Source organism: Gemella sp. (genome assembly GCF_057272915.1).
In genome coordinates this window covers 21165-36765 of the sequence record NZ_DBHIUF010000014.1, presented here as the reverse complement: position 1 = coordinate 36765, position 15601 = coordinate 21165, and the positions used below count along the sequence as shown (strand labels likewise).

At 30.0% G+C, this 15601-nt stretch carries 15 protein-coding genes and 1 pseudogene; 14 read left to right on the top strand and 2 right to left on the bottom strand.

Annotated elements, in window-relative coordinates; translation table 11 throughout:
• A partial coding sequence (locus tag ACO6OL_RS06490; RefSeq protein WP_485502551.1) for an LPXTG cell wall anchor domain-containing protein occupies positions 1–917 on the top strand: 917 nt, incomplete at its 5' end.
• Positions 918–1425: 508 nt separating this feature from the next.
• Here ACO6OL_RS06490 and ACO6OL_RS06485 read toward each other — a convergent pair.
• A pseudogene (locus ACO6OL_RS06485) lies at positions 1426–1889 on the bottom strand (S-ribosylhomocysteine lyase).
• A 277-nt stretch (positions 1890–2166) separates the two neighbouring features.
• On the opposite strand from ACO6OL_RS06485, the gene ACO6OL_RS06480 reads away from it, so the two are divergent.
• The 13 genes from ACO6OL_RS06480 (at position 2167) to sufB (ending at position 13978) form a co-directional block, all read left to right on the top strand.
• On the top strand, positions 2167–2472 hold the full coding sequence (locus ACO6OL_RS06480) for an Asp23/Gls24 family envelope stress response protein (RefSeq protein WP_485502550.1): 306 nt from the start codon (positions 2167–2169) through the stop codon (positions 2470–2472).
• A gap of 14 nt (positions 2473–2486) precedes the next feature.
• Positions 2487–2882 carry a transcription antitermination factor NusB gene (gene nusB / locus ACO6OL_RS06475; RefSeq protein WP_314160717.1) on the top strand — a complete coding sequence of 132 codons (396 nt, stop codon included), beginning with the start codon at positions 2487–2489 and terminating at the stop codon, positions 2880–2882.
• 13 nt (positions 2883–2895) lie between these two features.
• The gene (gene xseA, locus ACO6OL_RS06470; protein WP_485502549.1) at positions 2896–4155 is read left to right on the top strand and encodes an exodeoxyribonuclease VII large subunit; all 1260 of its coding nucleotides are present in this window, start codon (positions 2896–2898) and stop codon (positions 4153–4155) included.
• Positions 4155–4355 (top strand): exodeoxyribonuclease VII small subunit, encoded by a 201-nt coding sequence (gene xseB, locus ACO6OL_RS06465; protein WP_314397660.1) that lies wholly within the window; start codon positions 4155–4157, stop codon positions 4353–4355. The genes xseA and xseB overlap by 1 nt, the downstream gene beginning before the upstream one ends.
• Entirely contained in the window at positions 4348–5208 is an 861-nt protein-coding gene (locus tag ACO6OL_RS06460; protein WP_485502548.1) for a polyprenyl synthetase family protein, read from the top strand. The genes xseB and ACO6OL_RS06460 overlap by 8 nt, the downstream gene beginning before the upstream one ends.
• 565 nt (positions 5209–5773) lie before the next feature.
• Positions 5774–6919 (top strand): glycerate kinase, encoded by a 1146-nt coding sequence (locus tag ACO6OL_RS06455; RefSeq protein ID WP_485502547.1) that lies wholly within the window; start codon positions 5774–5776, stop codon positions 6917–6919.
• Positions 6912–7775, top strand: a complete 864-nt coding sequence (locus tag ACO6OL_RS06450; RefSeq protein WP_485502546.1) for a DMT family transporter — start codon at positions 6912–6914, stop codon at positions 7773–7775. The genes ACO6OL_RS06455 and ACO6OL_RS06450 overlap by 8 nt, the downstream gene beginning before the upstream one ends.
• A 12-nt stretch (positions 7776–7787) precedes the next feature.
• Positions 7788–8684 carry a C39 family peptidase gene (locus tag ACO6OL_RS06445; RefSeq protein ID WP_485502545.1) on the top strand — a complete coding sequence of 299 codons (897 nt, stop codon included), beginning with the start codon at positions 7788–7790 and terminating at the stop codon, positions 8682–8684.
• 200 nt (positions 8685–8884) lie between these two features.
• Positions 8885–9625 (top strand): Fe-S cluster assembly ATPase SufC, encoded by a 741-nt coding sequence (gene sufC, locus ACO6OL_RS06440; protein WP_485502544.1) that lies wholly within the window; start codon positions 8885–8887, stop codon positions 9623–9625.
• A 1-nt stretch (position 9626) separates the two neighbouring features.
• A complete protein-coding gene (gene sufD, locus ACO6OL_RS06435) occupies positions 9627–10913 on the top strand; it encodes a Fe-S cluster assembly protein SufD (protein WP_485502543.1) in 1287 nt (428 codons plus the stop codon).
• Between the two features lie 5 nt (positions 10914–10918).
• Complete coding sequence (locus ACO6OL_RS06430; protein WP_485502552.1) at positions 10919–12145, top strand: aminotransferase class V-fold PLP-dependent enzyme; 1227 nt, start codon at positions 10919–10921, stop codon at positions 12143–12145.
• Positions 12135–12563: a Fe-S cluster assembly sulfur transfer protein SufU gene (sufU, locus tag ACO6OL_RS06425; RefSeq protein WP_314160725.1), complete on the top strand. Its 429-nt coding sequence runs from the start codon at positions 12135–12137 to the stop codon at positions 12561–12563. Before ACO6OL_RS06430 ends, sufU begins: the two co-directional genes overlap by 11 nt.
• Before the next feature lie 35 nt (positions 12564–12598).
• On the top strand, positions 12599–13978 hold the full coding sequence (gene sufB, locus ACO6OL_RS06420; protein WP_060914346.1) for a Fe-S cluster assembly protein SufB: 1380 nt from the start codon (positions 12599–12601) through the stop codon (positions 13976–13978).
• 252 nt (positions 13979–14230) lie between these two features.
• Here sufB and ACO6OL_RS06415 read toward each other — a convergent pair whose 3' ends face one another.
• Positions 14231–15253, bottom strand: a complete 1023-nt coding sequence (locus ACO6OL_RS06415) for a PD-(D/E)XK nuclease family transposase (RefSeq protein WP_485502542.1) — start codon at positions 15251–15253, stop codon at positions 14231–14233.
• Positions 15254–15601 lie beyond the last annotated feature (348 nt).

The window sequence follows — 15601 nt, the reverse complement described above, 5'->3', positions numbered from 1 at the left end:
AAACGCCAGAGACTCCACAACCAAAACCAGGAGAAACACCGGAGACTCCACAACCTGAAACAGGAATCAATGTTATTCCACCAACACCAAGAATTGTGGAACGTTCAGGTGGAAATACTGTGGAAGTTGAAGTACCGAATAAAGACGCAGATACATTATCTATTACATTTACAAAACGAAATAGCACAGAAAAAGAAACAATCGTTACTAAAAAAGATAATGGTACGTGGATGATTGAAAAAGCTCCAAAAGGAGTTACAATCAATCCAACAAACGGTCTTGTTTATATTCCAAGTAAAGAGATCGAACCAAAAACATATGTAGATACGCAAACAAAACATAAGAATAAAGAAAGTAAAATTGTTAGAGTTATGCCGAATATCCTTGATTTACCTAAATTTGAAGGAACGACAGAATGGATTGATGTAAATGGAAATGTCTTGAAAACTCTTGAAAAAGGTATTCATGAGAAAGAGAAATTTGCTAGTTACGTTTGGTTAGAAAGTGTCCTTGAAGGAAACAAGATTATACACATCTACTTTGAAGGAACACCAACGGTTGACAAACCTGAATACAAAGTTACAGTATGGTTTGATGAAAATGGAAATCCAATTAAATCGGAAAAACCTGGTACTCGTGAATCAGGTGAAATTCCTGGATATAGATTTATTACCACTACAACGAAAGATGGTGTTACTGTTCATAAGTTTGAAAAAATAACACCGGTAGACCCTAACAAACCAACGCCGAATGCACCAACAATTCCTAATGCTGTACCTGGTAAGGTAACTGAAAAACAACAAGTTAAACGACTTGCAAATACAGGAGCAACAGAAACTAATACAGGACTAGCAGGTCTAGGATTAGCAATGTTTGGAATGGCATTAACAGCTATAAAACGTCGTAAAGAAAAATAGAAAATATTTAAGAGTTAATTATAGAACAATTTTTTGAGACACTTAGTAGAATAGGATATGATGATTAATTCTAAATAAGGCTGACCCAAAAGCCCTAAATTTTAGCAAGATTTATATGAAAACTCATAGACGCAGTGGTTTATTGATATCTAAATTCGCTTTATAAAAGCTTTTTAGATATCTAATAACCTGTGCGGGGGGGACTCGACAAAATCGATTTCTTCGAAATCGCGATTTTTGAGTCACTCCCTGAACAATAGTATCTGAGTCTAATTAAGCTGAAAAAGGTATTGTATAAAAAAATTCTAAATAGCAATTCTGACTCTTTGTTAAGCTCTTAGTAGCAAAAAATTCCAAAAATCTAGGTAGCACCACATTACTTAGATTTTTGGAATTTATGAAATTGTAATATTTCAGACGTTAATGTTGATAAAGATTAGAATCCACTATAGTGCAAAATACACTCTAAAGATTAATCCAAAAGATTATTCTCCAGAGTGTATTTTCATTATTTACTAAAAACGTTTTTTCATTCAAAACATTTTTTAAGAATTTTTTAGCTTCCATTTGAGCACCTTCTAAAGCGTGAGATGCTGCCCATCCGCATTGTACTTCGTTACACGCTGGTACTTCAGTAGTAACAAGAATATCTTCAAGTGCTTTAGCAAGTGCTTCTTCTACTTCTTTGTACCTATCATTATTAATAACTGATAGGTAGAAACCAGTTTGGTATCTCATTGGACCAAAATCTAATACATTATCAAGATGATTTCTGATTAGTTCAGTGATTAAATGTTCTAAAGAGTGAAGGTTAGGCATTTCTAAGTGTTCTTTATTTGGTTTGTAAAATCTAATATTATATTTATATATTTTATCTCCATTATCATCAGAATACACACCAACTTATCTAATATATGGTTCAACAACTTTAGTATAATCTAGGTTGAAACTTTCACAACAGATTTTTGCTATGTTTTTTTATTTTATTTTTTAGTATCTAATTTGATTATACAATCTCCCATTATATTTAATTGAGAACTTTATACTTTATTTTTTCCAGATAAACTACAGAGAATCATAAGGAACGGATTACCTACATAAAATAGTATTTTCGACAACAACTATTTTTAAGGTAATCTCTCCCTTTTTTCCTGAAAATATGGTATAATTAATAAGATTATTATGGACAAATAATAATTTAATATTAGATGTATTGCTAATATTAAATATAATTTTGGAGGAAATTCAAATGGAAACTAAAAAATTAGGAAAAGTAGAAATTAACCCAAGCGCCTTAGCAGTAATAGCTAATATTGCAACTACAGAAGTAGAGGGTGTAGCAAAATTACTAGGAAAAAAAGTTTATTCACGTGGAGTTGAATTAGAATTTGCAGGTGCGGAACTAATCATTGATGTATACTGTAACTTAAAAGCAGGTTATTCAGTAACTAAAACAGCTAGAAAAATTCAAGAAAACGTTAGAAATTCTATTTTTAATATGACAGAAATAAATACTAAAACTGTCAATGTAAATATTATAGGAATTGATTTTTAATTTAGGAGATATAAATGAAGAGCAGACACGAACTTAGAGAAGCAGTTTTTAAAATTTTATTTCAAGTAGAAAATACTGAATTAGATTTTATAGAACTACTAGATTTAGAACAAGAGGAAATTTCTACTAGTATTTATGTTAACAAAACATTAACAGAAATATTAGAGAAAAAAGATGAGATTGACGAAATAATTTCAAAAAATTTAAAAGATTGGAAATTAGAACGTCTTTCAAAAATGGATAGACAGATTTTACGTATTTCTGCATATGAAATACTATATAGCGATATTCCGTATAAAGTTTCAATTAACGAAGCTGTAGAACTTTCAAAAAAATATAGTGAAAAAGATGAAAGTTATAAATTTATAAATGGAGTATTAAAAGGAATCGTAGAAAACTCAACAAAATAAGAGGTTAAGTTAGATGGGAGAAAGAACATATCTAACCGTTACAGCATTAAATAAATATATTGAGAGAAAATTTTTATTAGATCCATACTTAGGAGAAATATATATTAAAGGTGAGATATCTAATTTTAAACTTCATAATAACAATAATATCTATTTTTCTATAAAAGATGAAAATACAAGAATAAATGCAGTATGGTTCGGAGCAAAAACAAAAGACTTTAAAGATGGAGATACAGTTCTAATTAAATCGAAGATTAATTATTATTTTCCTCGAGGAGAACACAATCTACTAGTTTCAGATATGAAAAAAGATAGAATAGGAGAACTTTATCAGAAATTTTTAGAGTTGAAAGAAAAGCTTGAAAAAGAAGGACTTTTCTTGCCGCAATATAAAAAACAAATACCAAGTTTTTGTCAAAATATTGCAGTAGTTACTGCTAAAACAGGAGCAGCAGTCCAAGATATTACAAGAACGATTCAAAGACGTTTCCCCATCGCAAAAATTAATATTTATTCGACTTTGGTTCAAGGAGAAAATTCAGTCCAAGATATTGTTAAAAATATTAAACTAGCTGATGATGGAACTAATGATGTAATAATTTTAGGTCGTGGTGGGGGATCAATAGAAGATTTATGGAGTTTTAATACTGAAGAAGTTATTAGAGCTATATTTAATTGTAAGACTCCTATTGTTACTGGAATTGGACATGAAACCGATACGACACTAGCGGATTTCGTATCTGACAAGCGGGCTTCAACACCGACTGCGGCAGCAGAATTAGTGACGCCGAATATAGAAGATATAAAAAATAGAATAGAATTTAATCTTGATAAATTAAATAATACTATTAGCTATATTATTCAAACATATAAGAATAGAATAAATAATAGCGAAAATAATCCATATTTCAAAAATTATTCTAGAGTTCATATTGAGTATAAAAAGACTGTTGAAATGTTTGAAAAAGATCTTAATAAATCTATACAGTTGTTGTTAAAAGATAGAAAACAGCAACTAATAAATTCTTCGGAAAAGTTTATTAATTTTGATTTATTAGCAAGATTTAAAGAAAGTTTTACTCAAGAGCTTAATCGTTTAGAAGCAAACTCACCGTTAAATATTATGAAGAAAGGATATTCGGTATCATTTCTTGATGATAAAAAGTTAACATCTGTTAAAGAAGTTAAGGTAGGAGATGAGATATCAGTTCAGTTAATCGATGGTAGTCTAGAATGTAAAGTGAACAATATATCCGGTAAAGGAGTTAAGTAATGATTAAAGAAAATTTCGAAACAAGTTTAATGAATTTAGAAAAAATTGTTGCTGAATTAGAGTCAGGGCAATTATCATTAGAAGATTCATTAGAACGCTACAAAAATGGAATAGATTTAATAAAACATTGTAATAAGCTAATAGATAAAGCGGAAAAAGAAGTAGTTAAATTAACTAAGGATTTCAAAGAAAATGAATAATTTTAAAAGTTTCATAGAAGAAAATAAAACCAAATTAAATACTTATGCTAAAGAATACCTTGAAAAATTGGATATGCCTGATTTATTAAAAGAATCTATTCGATATTCTTTAGTTAACGATGGGAAAAAGATTAGACCACTCTCATTTTTATATTTGCTTAAGTATTACGGAGTGGACTACAGCAAATATTTTGATATTGCATTAGCTATTGAGTTAGTTCATACATATTCGTTAGTCCATGATGATTTACCTGAAATGGATAATGATGATTATCGATGGGGGAAACTTACGAATCATAAGGTATTTGGTCAAGATATTGCAGTACTAACGGGTGATGCAATGTTAACTTTAGCATTTGAAGTTCTTAGTGATGCAGATGTTAAACCAGAATTGAAGGTTAGATTAATTAAACAATTTGCTAATTATTCAGGTGCGATGGGGATGATTGCTGGACAAGTATATGATGTGAAGCAAAAAAATTATGATGTAGATGCAGACTATTTAAGAAGGATGCATAGTTTAAAAACAGGGCGTTTAATTGAGTTACCTATGGACTTCGCATGTTTAGTAGCGGATAAACTTGATGAATATAATGATATTAAAGAATTTGGACAACAATTAGGTATTGCTTATCAAATAAAAGATGATATTCTGGATTACTATGGAGACTTTGAAAAAATAGGAAAATTACCAAGTGATGAAGATATGATTACTTATCTTAGTTTTTATGGCATTGAGGAATGTGAAGAATTACTTAAAAAACATACACTTAACGCCATTAATGTGGCAAAACGCCTTAATAATAATTTACTAGAAGATTTTGCAAATTATTTATTAAAAAGAGAAAAATAGTTTACGACAGATTAAAACAAAATCACTGTAGATGGATATTTCCAATCTATGGTGATTTTGTTTATAAAAGTAAAAATTCGAGACTGGATTTTTTCCATGCCCCGGATTTATTATGTAATAAAATATGAAAAGGTAAAAACCACGAAAGTTTAGGGGTAAACTTCGTGGTTTTTTACAGTATAAATATTAGTTTAACTTTAGGGAATAGGTTGCTCATAAACTAATATATTTTAAAATGTTGGCTGTAGATTACTGGCACAAACATGAGGATTACTTATTAATTGTAAAAACTAAAAGTAGTTTGCTTCTACAGTTGACAAATTAATACTGTATTTTTTTGATATAATCAAAAAATTGAGACCTATTTTTGACCCTAAACATAAAGTAAAATACTTTACATAATTATTATACTAAAAAAAATAATAAATTTAAAGTATTTGTGTAAATTTTATCAATGAAAATGTTTTTATACTTTATTTTCGGATTTTAAACTTTTATTAAAGTTAGTTTAATGGTAAAATTAACTAAAAGATTATAAATTTAATGTAAGCGGAGTTGAAAATTAATGAAAGTATTAGTAGCAGTTAATGAGTTTAAGGGCTCATTATCATCAGCAGAAATAGGAAAAATTATTTCCAATAAACTTAATAATAACTATAAGAATATTATCACATATACTCAAGTAGTTGCTGATGGAGGTGATGGATTTCTAACATTATTTAAGGGGTTTACAAATAATAAATTTAGAACGGTTAATGCAGCGTTACAAGAATGTGATGTGAATTATCTTTTGAATGAAGAGAGAAAAGAAGCGGTTATTGAGGTAGCAGAAGTAATAGGGATAAAACAATTAAAAGATGAACAAAAAGATCCATTTAAAACTACAACAATAGGTTTAGGAAAGTTAATTGTATTTCTTCTAGAAAAAGGGATAGAACATTTTATTATAGGTCTTGGTGGAAGTGCGACAAATGACTGTGGAATAGGAATGTTAAGTGAATTAGGTATTAAATTTATAGATGAAAAAGGACACTTGTGTAAACATGGTATTAGTGATTTAAGAAAAATAGATGATATTGATATTAAAAATATTAATTCTAAATTAACTAAAGCGAGGTTTAGTATCATAAGTGACGTTAGCAATCCATTGATAGGAAATAATGGAGCAACTTATATATTTTCAAAACAAAAGGGGCTTGATGAGAATAAATTCGCAGAAGTTGATAAATATATTGAAAAATTTTCCAATAAAGTTAATTTAGCTACTGGAAAAAATAACACTTTCATCGAAGGTAGCGGCGCTGCTGGCGGATTAGGTTATGCTTTTATGTCTTTTTGTAACGCTACTATACAGTCAGAATCTGAGTTTATGATTAATTATCTAGAGTTAGAGAAAATTATTCGAGATGTAGATGTTGTTATTACTGGAGAAGGTAAATTAGATAAACAGAGCTATATGGGAAAAGCTCCAATCGAAATTGCAAGAATAGCAAAACGATTTAATAAAAAAGTTATTTTTTTAGCGGGTAGTATTTTAGATGATGAATTATCTGAATTAAATGAAGATGATAAAAAATTAATTAATGCATCGTTTTCAATTCAAAGAAAATTTACGCCATTGAATATAGCAATGGATAAACACATTTCAAAACAAAATATTGAAAATACAATTGTTCAAATATTTAATATATTGGAGTTTAATTATGGATAAAAAGAATAATATACTAATGGGAATATTTTGTATAATAATGTCGGGATTCGGTTTTTCATTGATGGCGTTATTCATCAAATTATCTGGAGATTTACCATCTATGCAGAAAGGTTTTTTTAGAAATATTATAGCTGTTGGAATTTCGTCAATACCTTTAATAAAACACTGGAAAAATATAAGTTTACCTAATAATAAAGTTTCTTGGAGTATTTTAATCTCAAGAAGTATTTTTGGGACAATAGGCTTAGTATTTAACTTTTATGCAATTTCACACATTAGTCTAGCAGATTCTACGATTATACAAAAACTTTCACCATTTGTAATAATTATACTATCTTATTTTTTCTTTAAAGAAAGAATGACAATGTTTCAACTTTTAGCGGTTATTATTGCATTTATAGGTGTAGGATTTATTATAAAACCTACAGGTGATGGATTAATAAGTACAGGAGCTCTAGCTGCACTCTTAGGGGCGTTTTGTTCAGGGATTGCTTATACTTGCGTAAGGTATTTAGGTACGCATAATGTCTCAGGAGAGTTTATAATTTTCTTCTTCTCATCATTATCAACAATATTATTATTACCTTATTTAATTTTTGATTATCGCATGATGACGATGTATCAATTATCTATGCTGATTTTAGCTGGTGCTTCCGCTACGATAGGACAGTATGGAGTAACATTTGCTTATAAGTATGCAGCTGCTAAGAATATTTCTGTTTTCGATTATTCTCAAGTATTATTTTCAGGGATCTTAGGATTTTTATTTTTTAGTGAGTTACCAGACTTGCAAAGTTTAATCGGATATATTATAGTTATTTTTGTAGGGGTTATTTTAGTATTAAAGAGTAAATAAAGGAGAGAAATAATGAAAAGAAAAAGAATTGAAATAATGACAATAGTGTTTATTATTCTATGTACTGTTGTACTTTACGTTATACAAAATAATAAGATTGCTTGGTTTAATAAAATTTTAAAAGATGAAAATAAGAGCACAAATGTGTTAAAAACAGAAAATGTAGCTAATGCAAGAGATGGTATAATGGGGGTAACGCAACCTTATCCATTTATTACCAATCAAAATGGAGTTGAAAATAATTTACTTCAAAATGCTAATGGTAGTCTTATAGGACAATTAATTTACTTACAAAGAGAGAATCTTCCAGAAGCAGAACAAAAGTTACTAGTTAATAATAAAGATGCTACTCAATATATACTTGGTTATCTTGCTGGTCAACAAGCAGCACCGTTTGAGCAAGGAGAAACTGTTGAAGTTAATAGGAAGTTTCCTTACTATATCCAATGGGATAAACGTTGGGGTTATGATAAATTAGGTGGGACAAATATAGCAATAGGTGGTTGTGGACCAACTTGTGTAGCGATGGCGCTAAGTGGAATATTAGATGATAAATCAATTACACCAAAAAATATTGCAGAAAAAGAAGATGCTAGTGGATACTTTACAGATGCAGGTACAAAATGGAGTTTCTTCGATTATATTGCTAAAGAATACGGAGTTAAATCAACTGATGTACCACTTAATGAAGAAACTATGAAATCTGCATTAAGTAAAGGAAATCCAATTATCGCCTCTGTACATCCAGGTAAGTTTACAACTGTTGGACATATTGTTTTAATAACAGGAGTAGATAACGAAGGGAAATTTATAATTAATGATCCAAATAGCTATACAAGAACACTAAAAAAATGGTCTTATGACGAATTAAAAACTGAAATAGTAGCAATGTGGGAATTTTCAAAATAAATTATATAGATAAATCCTTGAATTTCAAATGAAATTTGAGGATTTATTTTTTTATAAACAGGAGTGTATAACTAAAGAACGTTCGAACCAATAATTTGATAAAACATTTGAAAACCTTTATAATAATACTTATGTAATTTGCGATAATTAATGTTTTATATGATTTAATCGTAATAAATATAAAAGATGGAGGAAACAAAATGTCAGTTCTTGATATAAAAAATTTAGAAGTATCAATTAATGAAAAACAAATATTAAAAGGACTAAATTTAGAAATTAAATCTGGTGAGATACATGCCGTAATGGGACCAAATGGTGCAGGTAAATCTACTTTAGCATCAGCAATTATGGGTCACCCAAAATATGAAGTAGATGGTGGAAGTATTTTATTAGATGGTGAAGAAGTATTAGAAATGGAAGTAGACGAAAGAGCTCGTGCTGGTCTATTCCTAGCAATGCAATATCCATCTGAAGTACCAGGAGTACCAACTTCAGAATTTATTAAATCTGCAATTAATGCGCAACGTGAAGATAGTATTCCTTTAATGCAATATATTAAAAAATTAGATAAGACTATGGAATTTTTAGAAATGGATCTAAAAATGTCTCAACGTTATGTAAATGATGGTTTCTCTGGAGGAGAAAAGAAACGTAACGAAATATTACAAATGATGATGATAGAACCTAAATTTGCTATTCTAGATGAGATCGATTCTGGATTAGACATCGATGCTCTAAAAATCGTATCAAAAGGTGTTAATAAAATGCGTGGAGAAAACTTCGGTTGCTTAATTATCACTCACTACCAAAGATTATTAGATTATATTGAGCCAGATTTTGTACACGTACTTATGGATGGGAAAATCGTAAAATCAGGTGGACCTGAACTAGCACTTCGTTTAGAAAAAGAAGGTTATGACTGGTTAAAAGAAGAGGTTTAATATGGAGAATAATAAATTAAAACTAAGTATTAAAACTTTACAAAGCATCTTTTCTAATACAAATGAACCCGCTTGGTTTTTAAATACTAGAAAATTAGCTTTATATAAGAGTTATACGTTACCTTTTCCAAAATTAGAGTCTATGGAGTTAGAAAGATGGAACTTATTTAATGTTGATTTTTCAACTCTAAGATTAGAAAATGAAGGAAATGTAGATATAGCTGAATATGGTATTAATAGCGATGATTTTGCTGTAGTTCAAAAGAACAATACTATTGTACATATTAATATTCCAGAAAAATATGCTGATAAAGTTGCTATTAAAGATATTTTTACTGCAATGAATGATGATCATATTAAAGATAGTTTTATGAGTGTTGTTGACTATGCTGAAAGTAAAGTAACAGCTGTTCACTATACACTATTAAATGCTGGATTATTTATTGATGTTAAGGATAATGCTGTAATTGAAGAACCGCTTCAATATATCGTGATTTCTGATAAAGAACAAAGTTTATTCAACCATGTAACTATTCAGGTTGGAAATAATGCAAAATTCAACTTTATTGAAAACTACGTAAATAATCAAAAAGAGGATAAGGCACCATTCAGTTTAGTATCTGAAGTAGTTGCACATGAAGGAGCTCAAGTTAACTATAGTTCAATTACGAACCAACCAGGTGAAAAACGTGGAACTATTTTACGTCGTGGTTTAACTTATAGAGATTCATTAATAAACTGGAATGTTGCTGCAATGGATGAGGCAGACGTGTATCACGATAATACTACAAACATTCTAGGGGATGGTTCTGAAGCAAATCTTAAGATTGTAACTCTAGGAGTTAAAGAACAAAAAACTTACTTCAATAGTGAAGTAGTTAACCAAGGCTTAAGTAGTAAAGGTGATATTTTACAACACGGTGTACTATTAGATAGATCACATATCGTATTTAACGGTGTAGGATTTATCGTAAAAGGTGCGACAGGTTCTAATGCTTACCAAAGTTCAAGAATGTTGACACTTTCTTCAGAAGCAAAAGCAGATGCAAATCCAATGCTATTAATCGATGAAAATGATGTTATGGCTGGTCACGGTGCATCGCTAGGACGTATTGATGAAGAGCAATTATACTACTTACAAAGTAGAGGATTAACTAGAAAAGAATCTAGTAGATTATTAGTTCATGGATTCCTATCTCCAGTAATCTCAGAGTTAACAGTAGATAAAATTAAAGAACTTGTAACAGTGCTTATTGATGAAAAAATTAACAATAACGAGAGTGAGTAATAATGATAGATTTTAGTAAATATAGAGAAGACTTTCCTATATTAAATAGAAAGATATCAGGAAATGATTTGATATTTTTTGATAATGGAGCTACTACTCAAAAACCTAATCAAGTGATTGATGCTATTACAGATTACTATAAAAATTATAATTCAAATATTCATAGGTCTGTTTATACCTTAGGTAATGAATCAGAGAAAATATACGAAGAGTCTAAAGAGTTAGTAAAAGAATTTATAAACGCAAGTAGTTATGAAGAAGTAATCTATACTAGTGGAACTACGGAAAGTTTAAATTTTGCAGCAAGAATTTTAGAACAAGATGTAACTGAAGGTGATGAAATTATCCTTACCTACATGGAACACCATGCTAATATTATCCCTTGGCAGCAACTAGCTAAACGAAAAAATCTTGTTCTTAAATATTTAGAATTAGATGAAGAAGGAAAAATTAGTATTGAACAATTAGAAGAATTTATTACAGATAAAACAAAAATTGTATCAATGTGCCATGCTTCTAATGTACTAGGTAATATAAACCCTGTTTATGAAATTGGAGATTTATTAAAAGATAAGGATATTTATTTTGTAGTAGATGCAGCGCAATCCGTTCCTCATTTAAAGATTGATGTTCAAAAAATGAACTGTGACTTTTTGGCCTTTAGTGCGCATAAGATGTGCGGTCCTACTGGTATTGGAGTACTATATGGTAAAAAAAACCTATTAGAAAAATTTGATCCGGTTGAATTCGGTGGAGGAATGATTGGTATCGTTGAAGATAATTCAGCAACATGGGCAATTCTTCCTGATAAGTTTGAAGCGGGAACACCACTGCTTGCACAAGCAGCAGGATTAGGAGAAGCTATTAAGTATTTGAATAGTATCGGTTTAGAAAATATTGAAAAGTACACTAAAGAACTTACTAGATACATGTATTCTGAACTTTCTAAAATAGATAATGTAGAGATTTATGGAACGAAAAATATAGATGATAGAGTTTCACTAGTAACTTTTAATTTGGTAGGAGTTCACCCTCATGATTTAACAAGTTTTCTAGATGCTAAAGGTATTTGCATAAGAGCAGGGCATCAGTGTACTCAACTATTATTAGGAAAGCTAGATACATTCTCAGTAGCTAGAGCGAGTCTATATTTATATAATACGAAAGAAGAGATAGATTTCTTTATTCAAACATTAAAAGAAACGAAGGAGTTTTTTGAAAATGAGTTTTAGTGATTTAAAAAGTTTATATAAACAAGTAATCTTAGATCATAGTAAGCATCCTAGAAATAATGGGGAAATAGAGAGTAGCTATAAGTTGGAGATGTTGAATCCGTCTTGTGGAGATAAAATAACTGTTAGTATGAAATTAGTAGATGATATTATCGAAGATATAAAATTCGTAGGAACAGGTTGTTCAATTTCACTAGCTTCAGCTTCTATGTTAACTGAGGAATTAAAAGGTTTATCAGTAGAAAAAGCTAATGCCAAGATTAAAGACTTTTTAAATATGATTATGGGAAATGAATTTAATGAAGAAAACTTAGAAGATAGTATTTCATTACAAAATATTTCTCAACTCCCAGCTAGGGTTAAGTGTGCTACTTTAGCATGGAAAATTACAGAAAAAATTTTAGAAGAAAATAAATAGAAAAAGGAGTGATTGCATTGAATAAAAATGAAGAAATGTTTACCGATTATCAGTATGGATTTTCAGATAAAGATGTATCTATATTCAAAACTGATAAAGGATTAACAAAAGAAATCGTTAAAACAATTTCTGAAAGAAAAGAAGAACCTAAGTGGATGTTAGAATACCGTCTAAATGCATTAAAAGAGTTCTACAGAATGCCAATGCCTACATGGGGTGGAGACTTATCTGAAATTGATTTTGAGGATTTAACATACTATGTAAAACCATCAGAAAAAACAGAACGTTCATGGGACGAAGTACCACAAGAAATTAAAAATACTTTTGAAAAACTTGGTATTCCAGAAGCGGAACAAAAATACCTTGCAGGTGTATCTGCACAATATGAGTCAGAGGTAGTTTATCACAATATGCATAAACAATTTGAAGAAAAAGGAATTATCTTCGAAGATACAGATACAGCATTAAAAAATCATGAAGAAATCTTCAAAGAATATTTCTCGAAAGCCGTTGATTTCAATGACAATAAATTTGCTGCATTAAACTCAGCAGTGTGGTCAGGTGGATCATTTATCTACTGTCCAGAGAATGTATCAGTAGAAGCACCGCTTCAAGCATACTTCAGAATTAACAGTGAAAAAATGGGGCAGTTTGAACGTACTTTAATTATTATTGAGAAAAACTCTTCTCTACACTACGTAGAAGGATGCACAGCTCCAACTTACTCAGCAAGTTCACTACATGCTGCTGTAGTAGAAATTTTTATCAAAGAAAATGCTCGTTTCAGATATACAACTATTCAAAACTGGTCAACGAACGTTTATAACTTAGTTACTAAGCGTGCGATTGTTGAGAAAAATGGTACTATGGAATGGGTTGATGGAAACTTAGGTTCTAAATTAACAATGAAATACCCAGCTTGTATATTAGTTGGTGAAGGAGCAAGTGGAAGTACACTATCTATCGCTATGGCTAGTGAAGGGCAAGTACTTGATGCAGGGTCTAAGATGATTCATTTAGCACCTAGAACATCTTCTACTGTTGTTTCTAAATCAATGTCTCGTCGAGGCGGAAAAGTTAACTACCGTGGATGGATTCACTTTGGTAAAAACTCTGAAGGTTCTCGTTCAAATATTGAATGTGATACTTTAATCTTAGATGAATACTCAACTTCAGATACTATTCCTTATAATATTGTTAAAAACTCTAACGTATCACTAGAGCATGAAGCAAAAGTATCTAAAGTTTCAGAAGAACAACTATTCTACTTAATGAGTAGAGGTCTTGATGAAGGACAAGCTACTGAAATGATAGTTATGGGATTCATCGAACCATTTACAAAAGAACTTCCTATGGAATATGCTGTTGAATTAAACAGATTAATTTCATTTGAGATGGAAGGATCTATAGGATAAGCTATAACATAAAAACTTAAATTTTAAATAAAGAAGAAAAGAGGGGAGACTCAAAATCGTGATTTCATAGAAATCGATTTTGTTGAGTCTTCCCTCAAAGCTTGTTAGATATATCTGAAAAGCTTTTATAAAGCATATTTAGATATTAATAAACCACTGAGTCTATAAGTTATTATATACACTTTGATAAAATTTAGTTCTTTTTAATCATTCCACTTGTTTATAAATTGCTATATTGATTTACTGTGGTTGTTACAGATACTCTTCCAACTCCTGCTCGGTTAGATTTAATTTTTGTGCTCCTAACTCTTTTGTTATAATCCCTTCTTTTACTAAGTTTACTATTACTGTTATTCTTCCTTGCTCAATTCCTTGTTCAATTCCTTCCTCTCTGCCAGCAACGCGACCTTGTTCAATACCTTTTTCAATTCCTAACTTCAGTCCTTCAGCGTGTCCTTCAGCGCGTCCTTCAGCACGTCCTTCTGCGAGACCGGCAGCCATACCATCAGCGTGTCCTGCTGCACGTCCTTCTTCCTGTGCATACATATACGATGCCCAGTAGTGGTCTTGTTGTCTTGTCATTTGATCATACATACGTTTTTCCTCCTTAGTCCAGTTTCTAAGATTTAATAAATTATCGGCTTGGACAAGTACATCATCGGGTGCGCTTGTGTACTGTTTGTTCCCGAAAAATTCCAGCCATCTTATTTTTTTATAATCATTGTTTAAGTTTTCTTTATATTTTTTCAGTTCTAAAAATACAATTTTTAATAACGGCATTTCTTTAGTGTCATTATCCACATGCATTTTAAGTTCTGTGTTTCTAGTTTCTTCTTTGATTAAAAAAGTACTTATAGCTTCGTCGCCTTCAAAGTAGTTTTGATCGACGATAGCTGCTACATACACCGGTGGCAATTTTTTATAAATAGCGAGCTGCTCTTTTTCGTTTTGTTTTAATCTCTCAATATTGTCATTTACTTGCTTACATAAATATGCCCAGATTCTGTTAATAAAGAATACCTGCTTGGCGAGTTGCACTTCGATAATTACCTGTGCATGGTTATCTAATTCCACTAGAATGTCTACAGCTATATTGAAATCAGAGTCTACATTGCTGTTTGCTGTGAATATTTGATTTCCTTCTATAAGCTTTGCACTTTTTGCGGGTAATTCGAAAATATCTTTTATAAATTGTAGCGCCACTTCTTCGTTACGAAATACTTTTTTTACTACTAAATCATAAGTTGGTTTTATGTTTTTATGTCGTTCCTCCATTATGTTCTCCCCCTTGTTTGTATTAATTATAATTTTTCTTAATTTTATTCTACCCCATTACTAACTTTATTATACTAGAAAAAAAATATTTTTTCTAATGATAACATTGGTATTTATAGTGTATTCTATCAATTCAAAATTTAATTGCACAAAAAATGTGAATATTAGTATGAATGTGGGGGAATTATTAAAGATTTGAAAAAATTTTAAGAGCTACAGTATATCTATAGTTCAGAAGTTTTGTTTAAATATTATGGATAGTATAAGACTATATTTTTATAAAAAATTGTATAATAATAATAATAATAATAATAATAATAATAATAATAATAATAATAATAATAATAA

Bases quoted from the DNA above. Each gene is read 5' to 3' on its own strand.
- ACO6OL_RS06480 (WP_485502550.1), top strand. From the start codon at position 2,167: ATGGAAACTAAAAAATTAGGAAAAGTAGAAATTAACCCAAGCGCCTTA.
- nusB (WP_314160717.1), top strand. From the start codon at position 2,487: ATGAAGAGCAGACACGAACTTAGAGAAGCAGTTTTTAAAATTTTATTT.
- xseA (WP_485502549.1), top strand. From the start codon at position 2,896: ATGGGAGAAAGAACATATCTAACCGTTACAGCATTAAATAAATATATT.
- xseB (WP_314397660.1), top strand. From the start codon at position 4,155: ATGATTAAAGAAAATTTCGAAACAAGTTTAATGAATTTAGAAAAAATT.
- ACO6OL_RS06460 (WP_485502548.1), top strand. From the start codon at position 4,348: ATGAATAATTTTAAAAGTTTCATAGAAGAAAATAAAACCAAATTAAAT.
- ACO6OL_RS06455 (WP_485502547.1), top strand. From the start codon at position 5,774: ATGAAAGTATTAGTAGCAGTTAATGAGTTTAAGGGCTCATTATCATCA.
- ACO6OL_RS06450 (WP_485502546.1), top strand. From the start codon at position 6,912: ATGGATAAAAAGAATAATATACTAATGGGAATATTTTGTATAATAATG.
- ACO6OL_RS06445 (WP_485502545.1), top strand. From the start codon at position 7,788: ATGAAAAGAAAAAGAATTGAAATAATGACAATAGTGTTTATTATTCTA.
- sufC (WP_485502544.1), top strand. From the start codon at position 8,885: ATGTCAGTTCTTGATATAAAAAATTTAGAAGTATCAATTAATGAAAAA.
- sufD (WP_485502543.1), top strand. From the start codon at position 9,627: ATGGAGAATAATAAATTAAAACTAAGTATTAAAACTTTACAAAGCATC.
- sufU (WP_314160725.1), top strand. From the start codon at position 12,135: ATGAGTTTTAGTGATTTAAAAAGTTTATATAAACAAGTAATCTTAGAT.
- sufB (WP_060914346.1), top strand. From the start codon at position 12,599: ATGTTTACCGATTATCAGTATGGATTTTCAGATAAAGATGTATCTATA.
- ACO6OL_RS06415 (WP_485502542.1), bottom strand. From the start codon at position 15,253: ATGGAGGAACGACATAAAAACATAAAACCAACTTATGATTTAGTAGTA.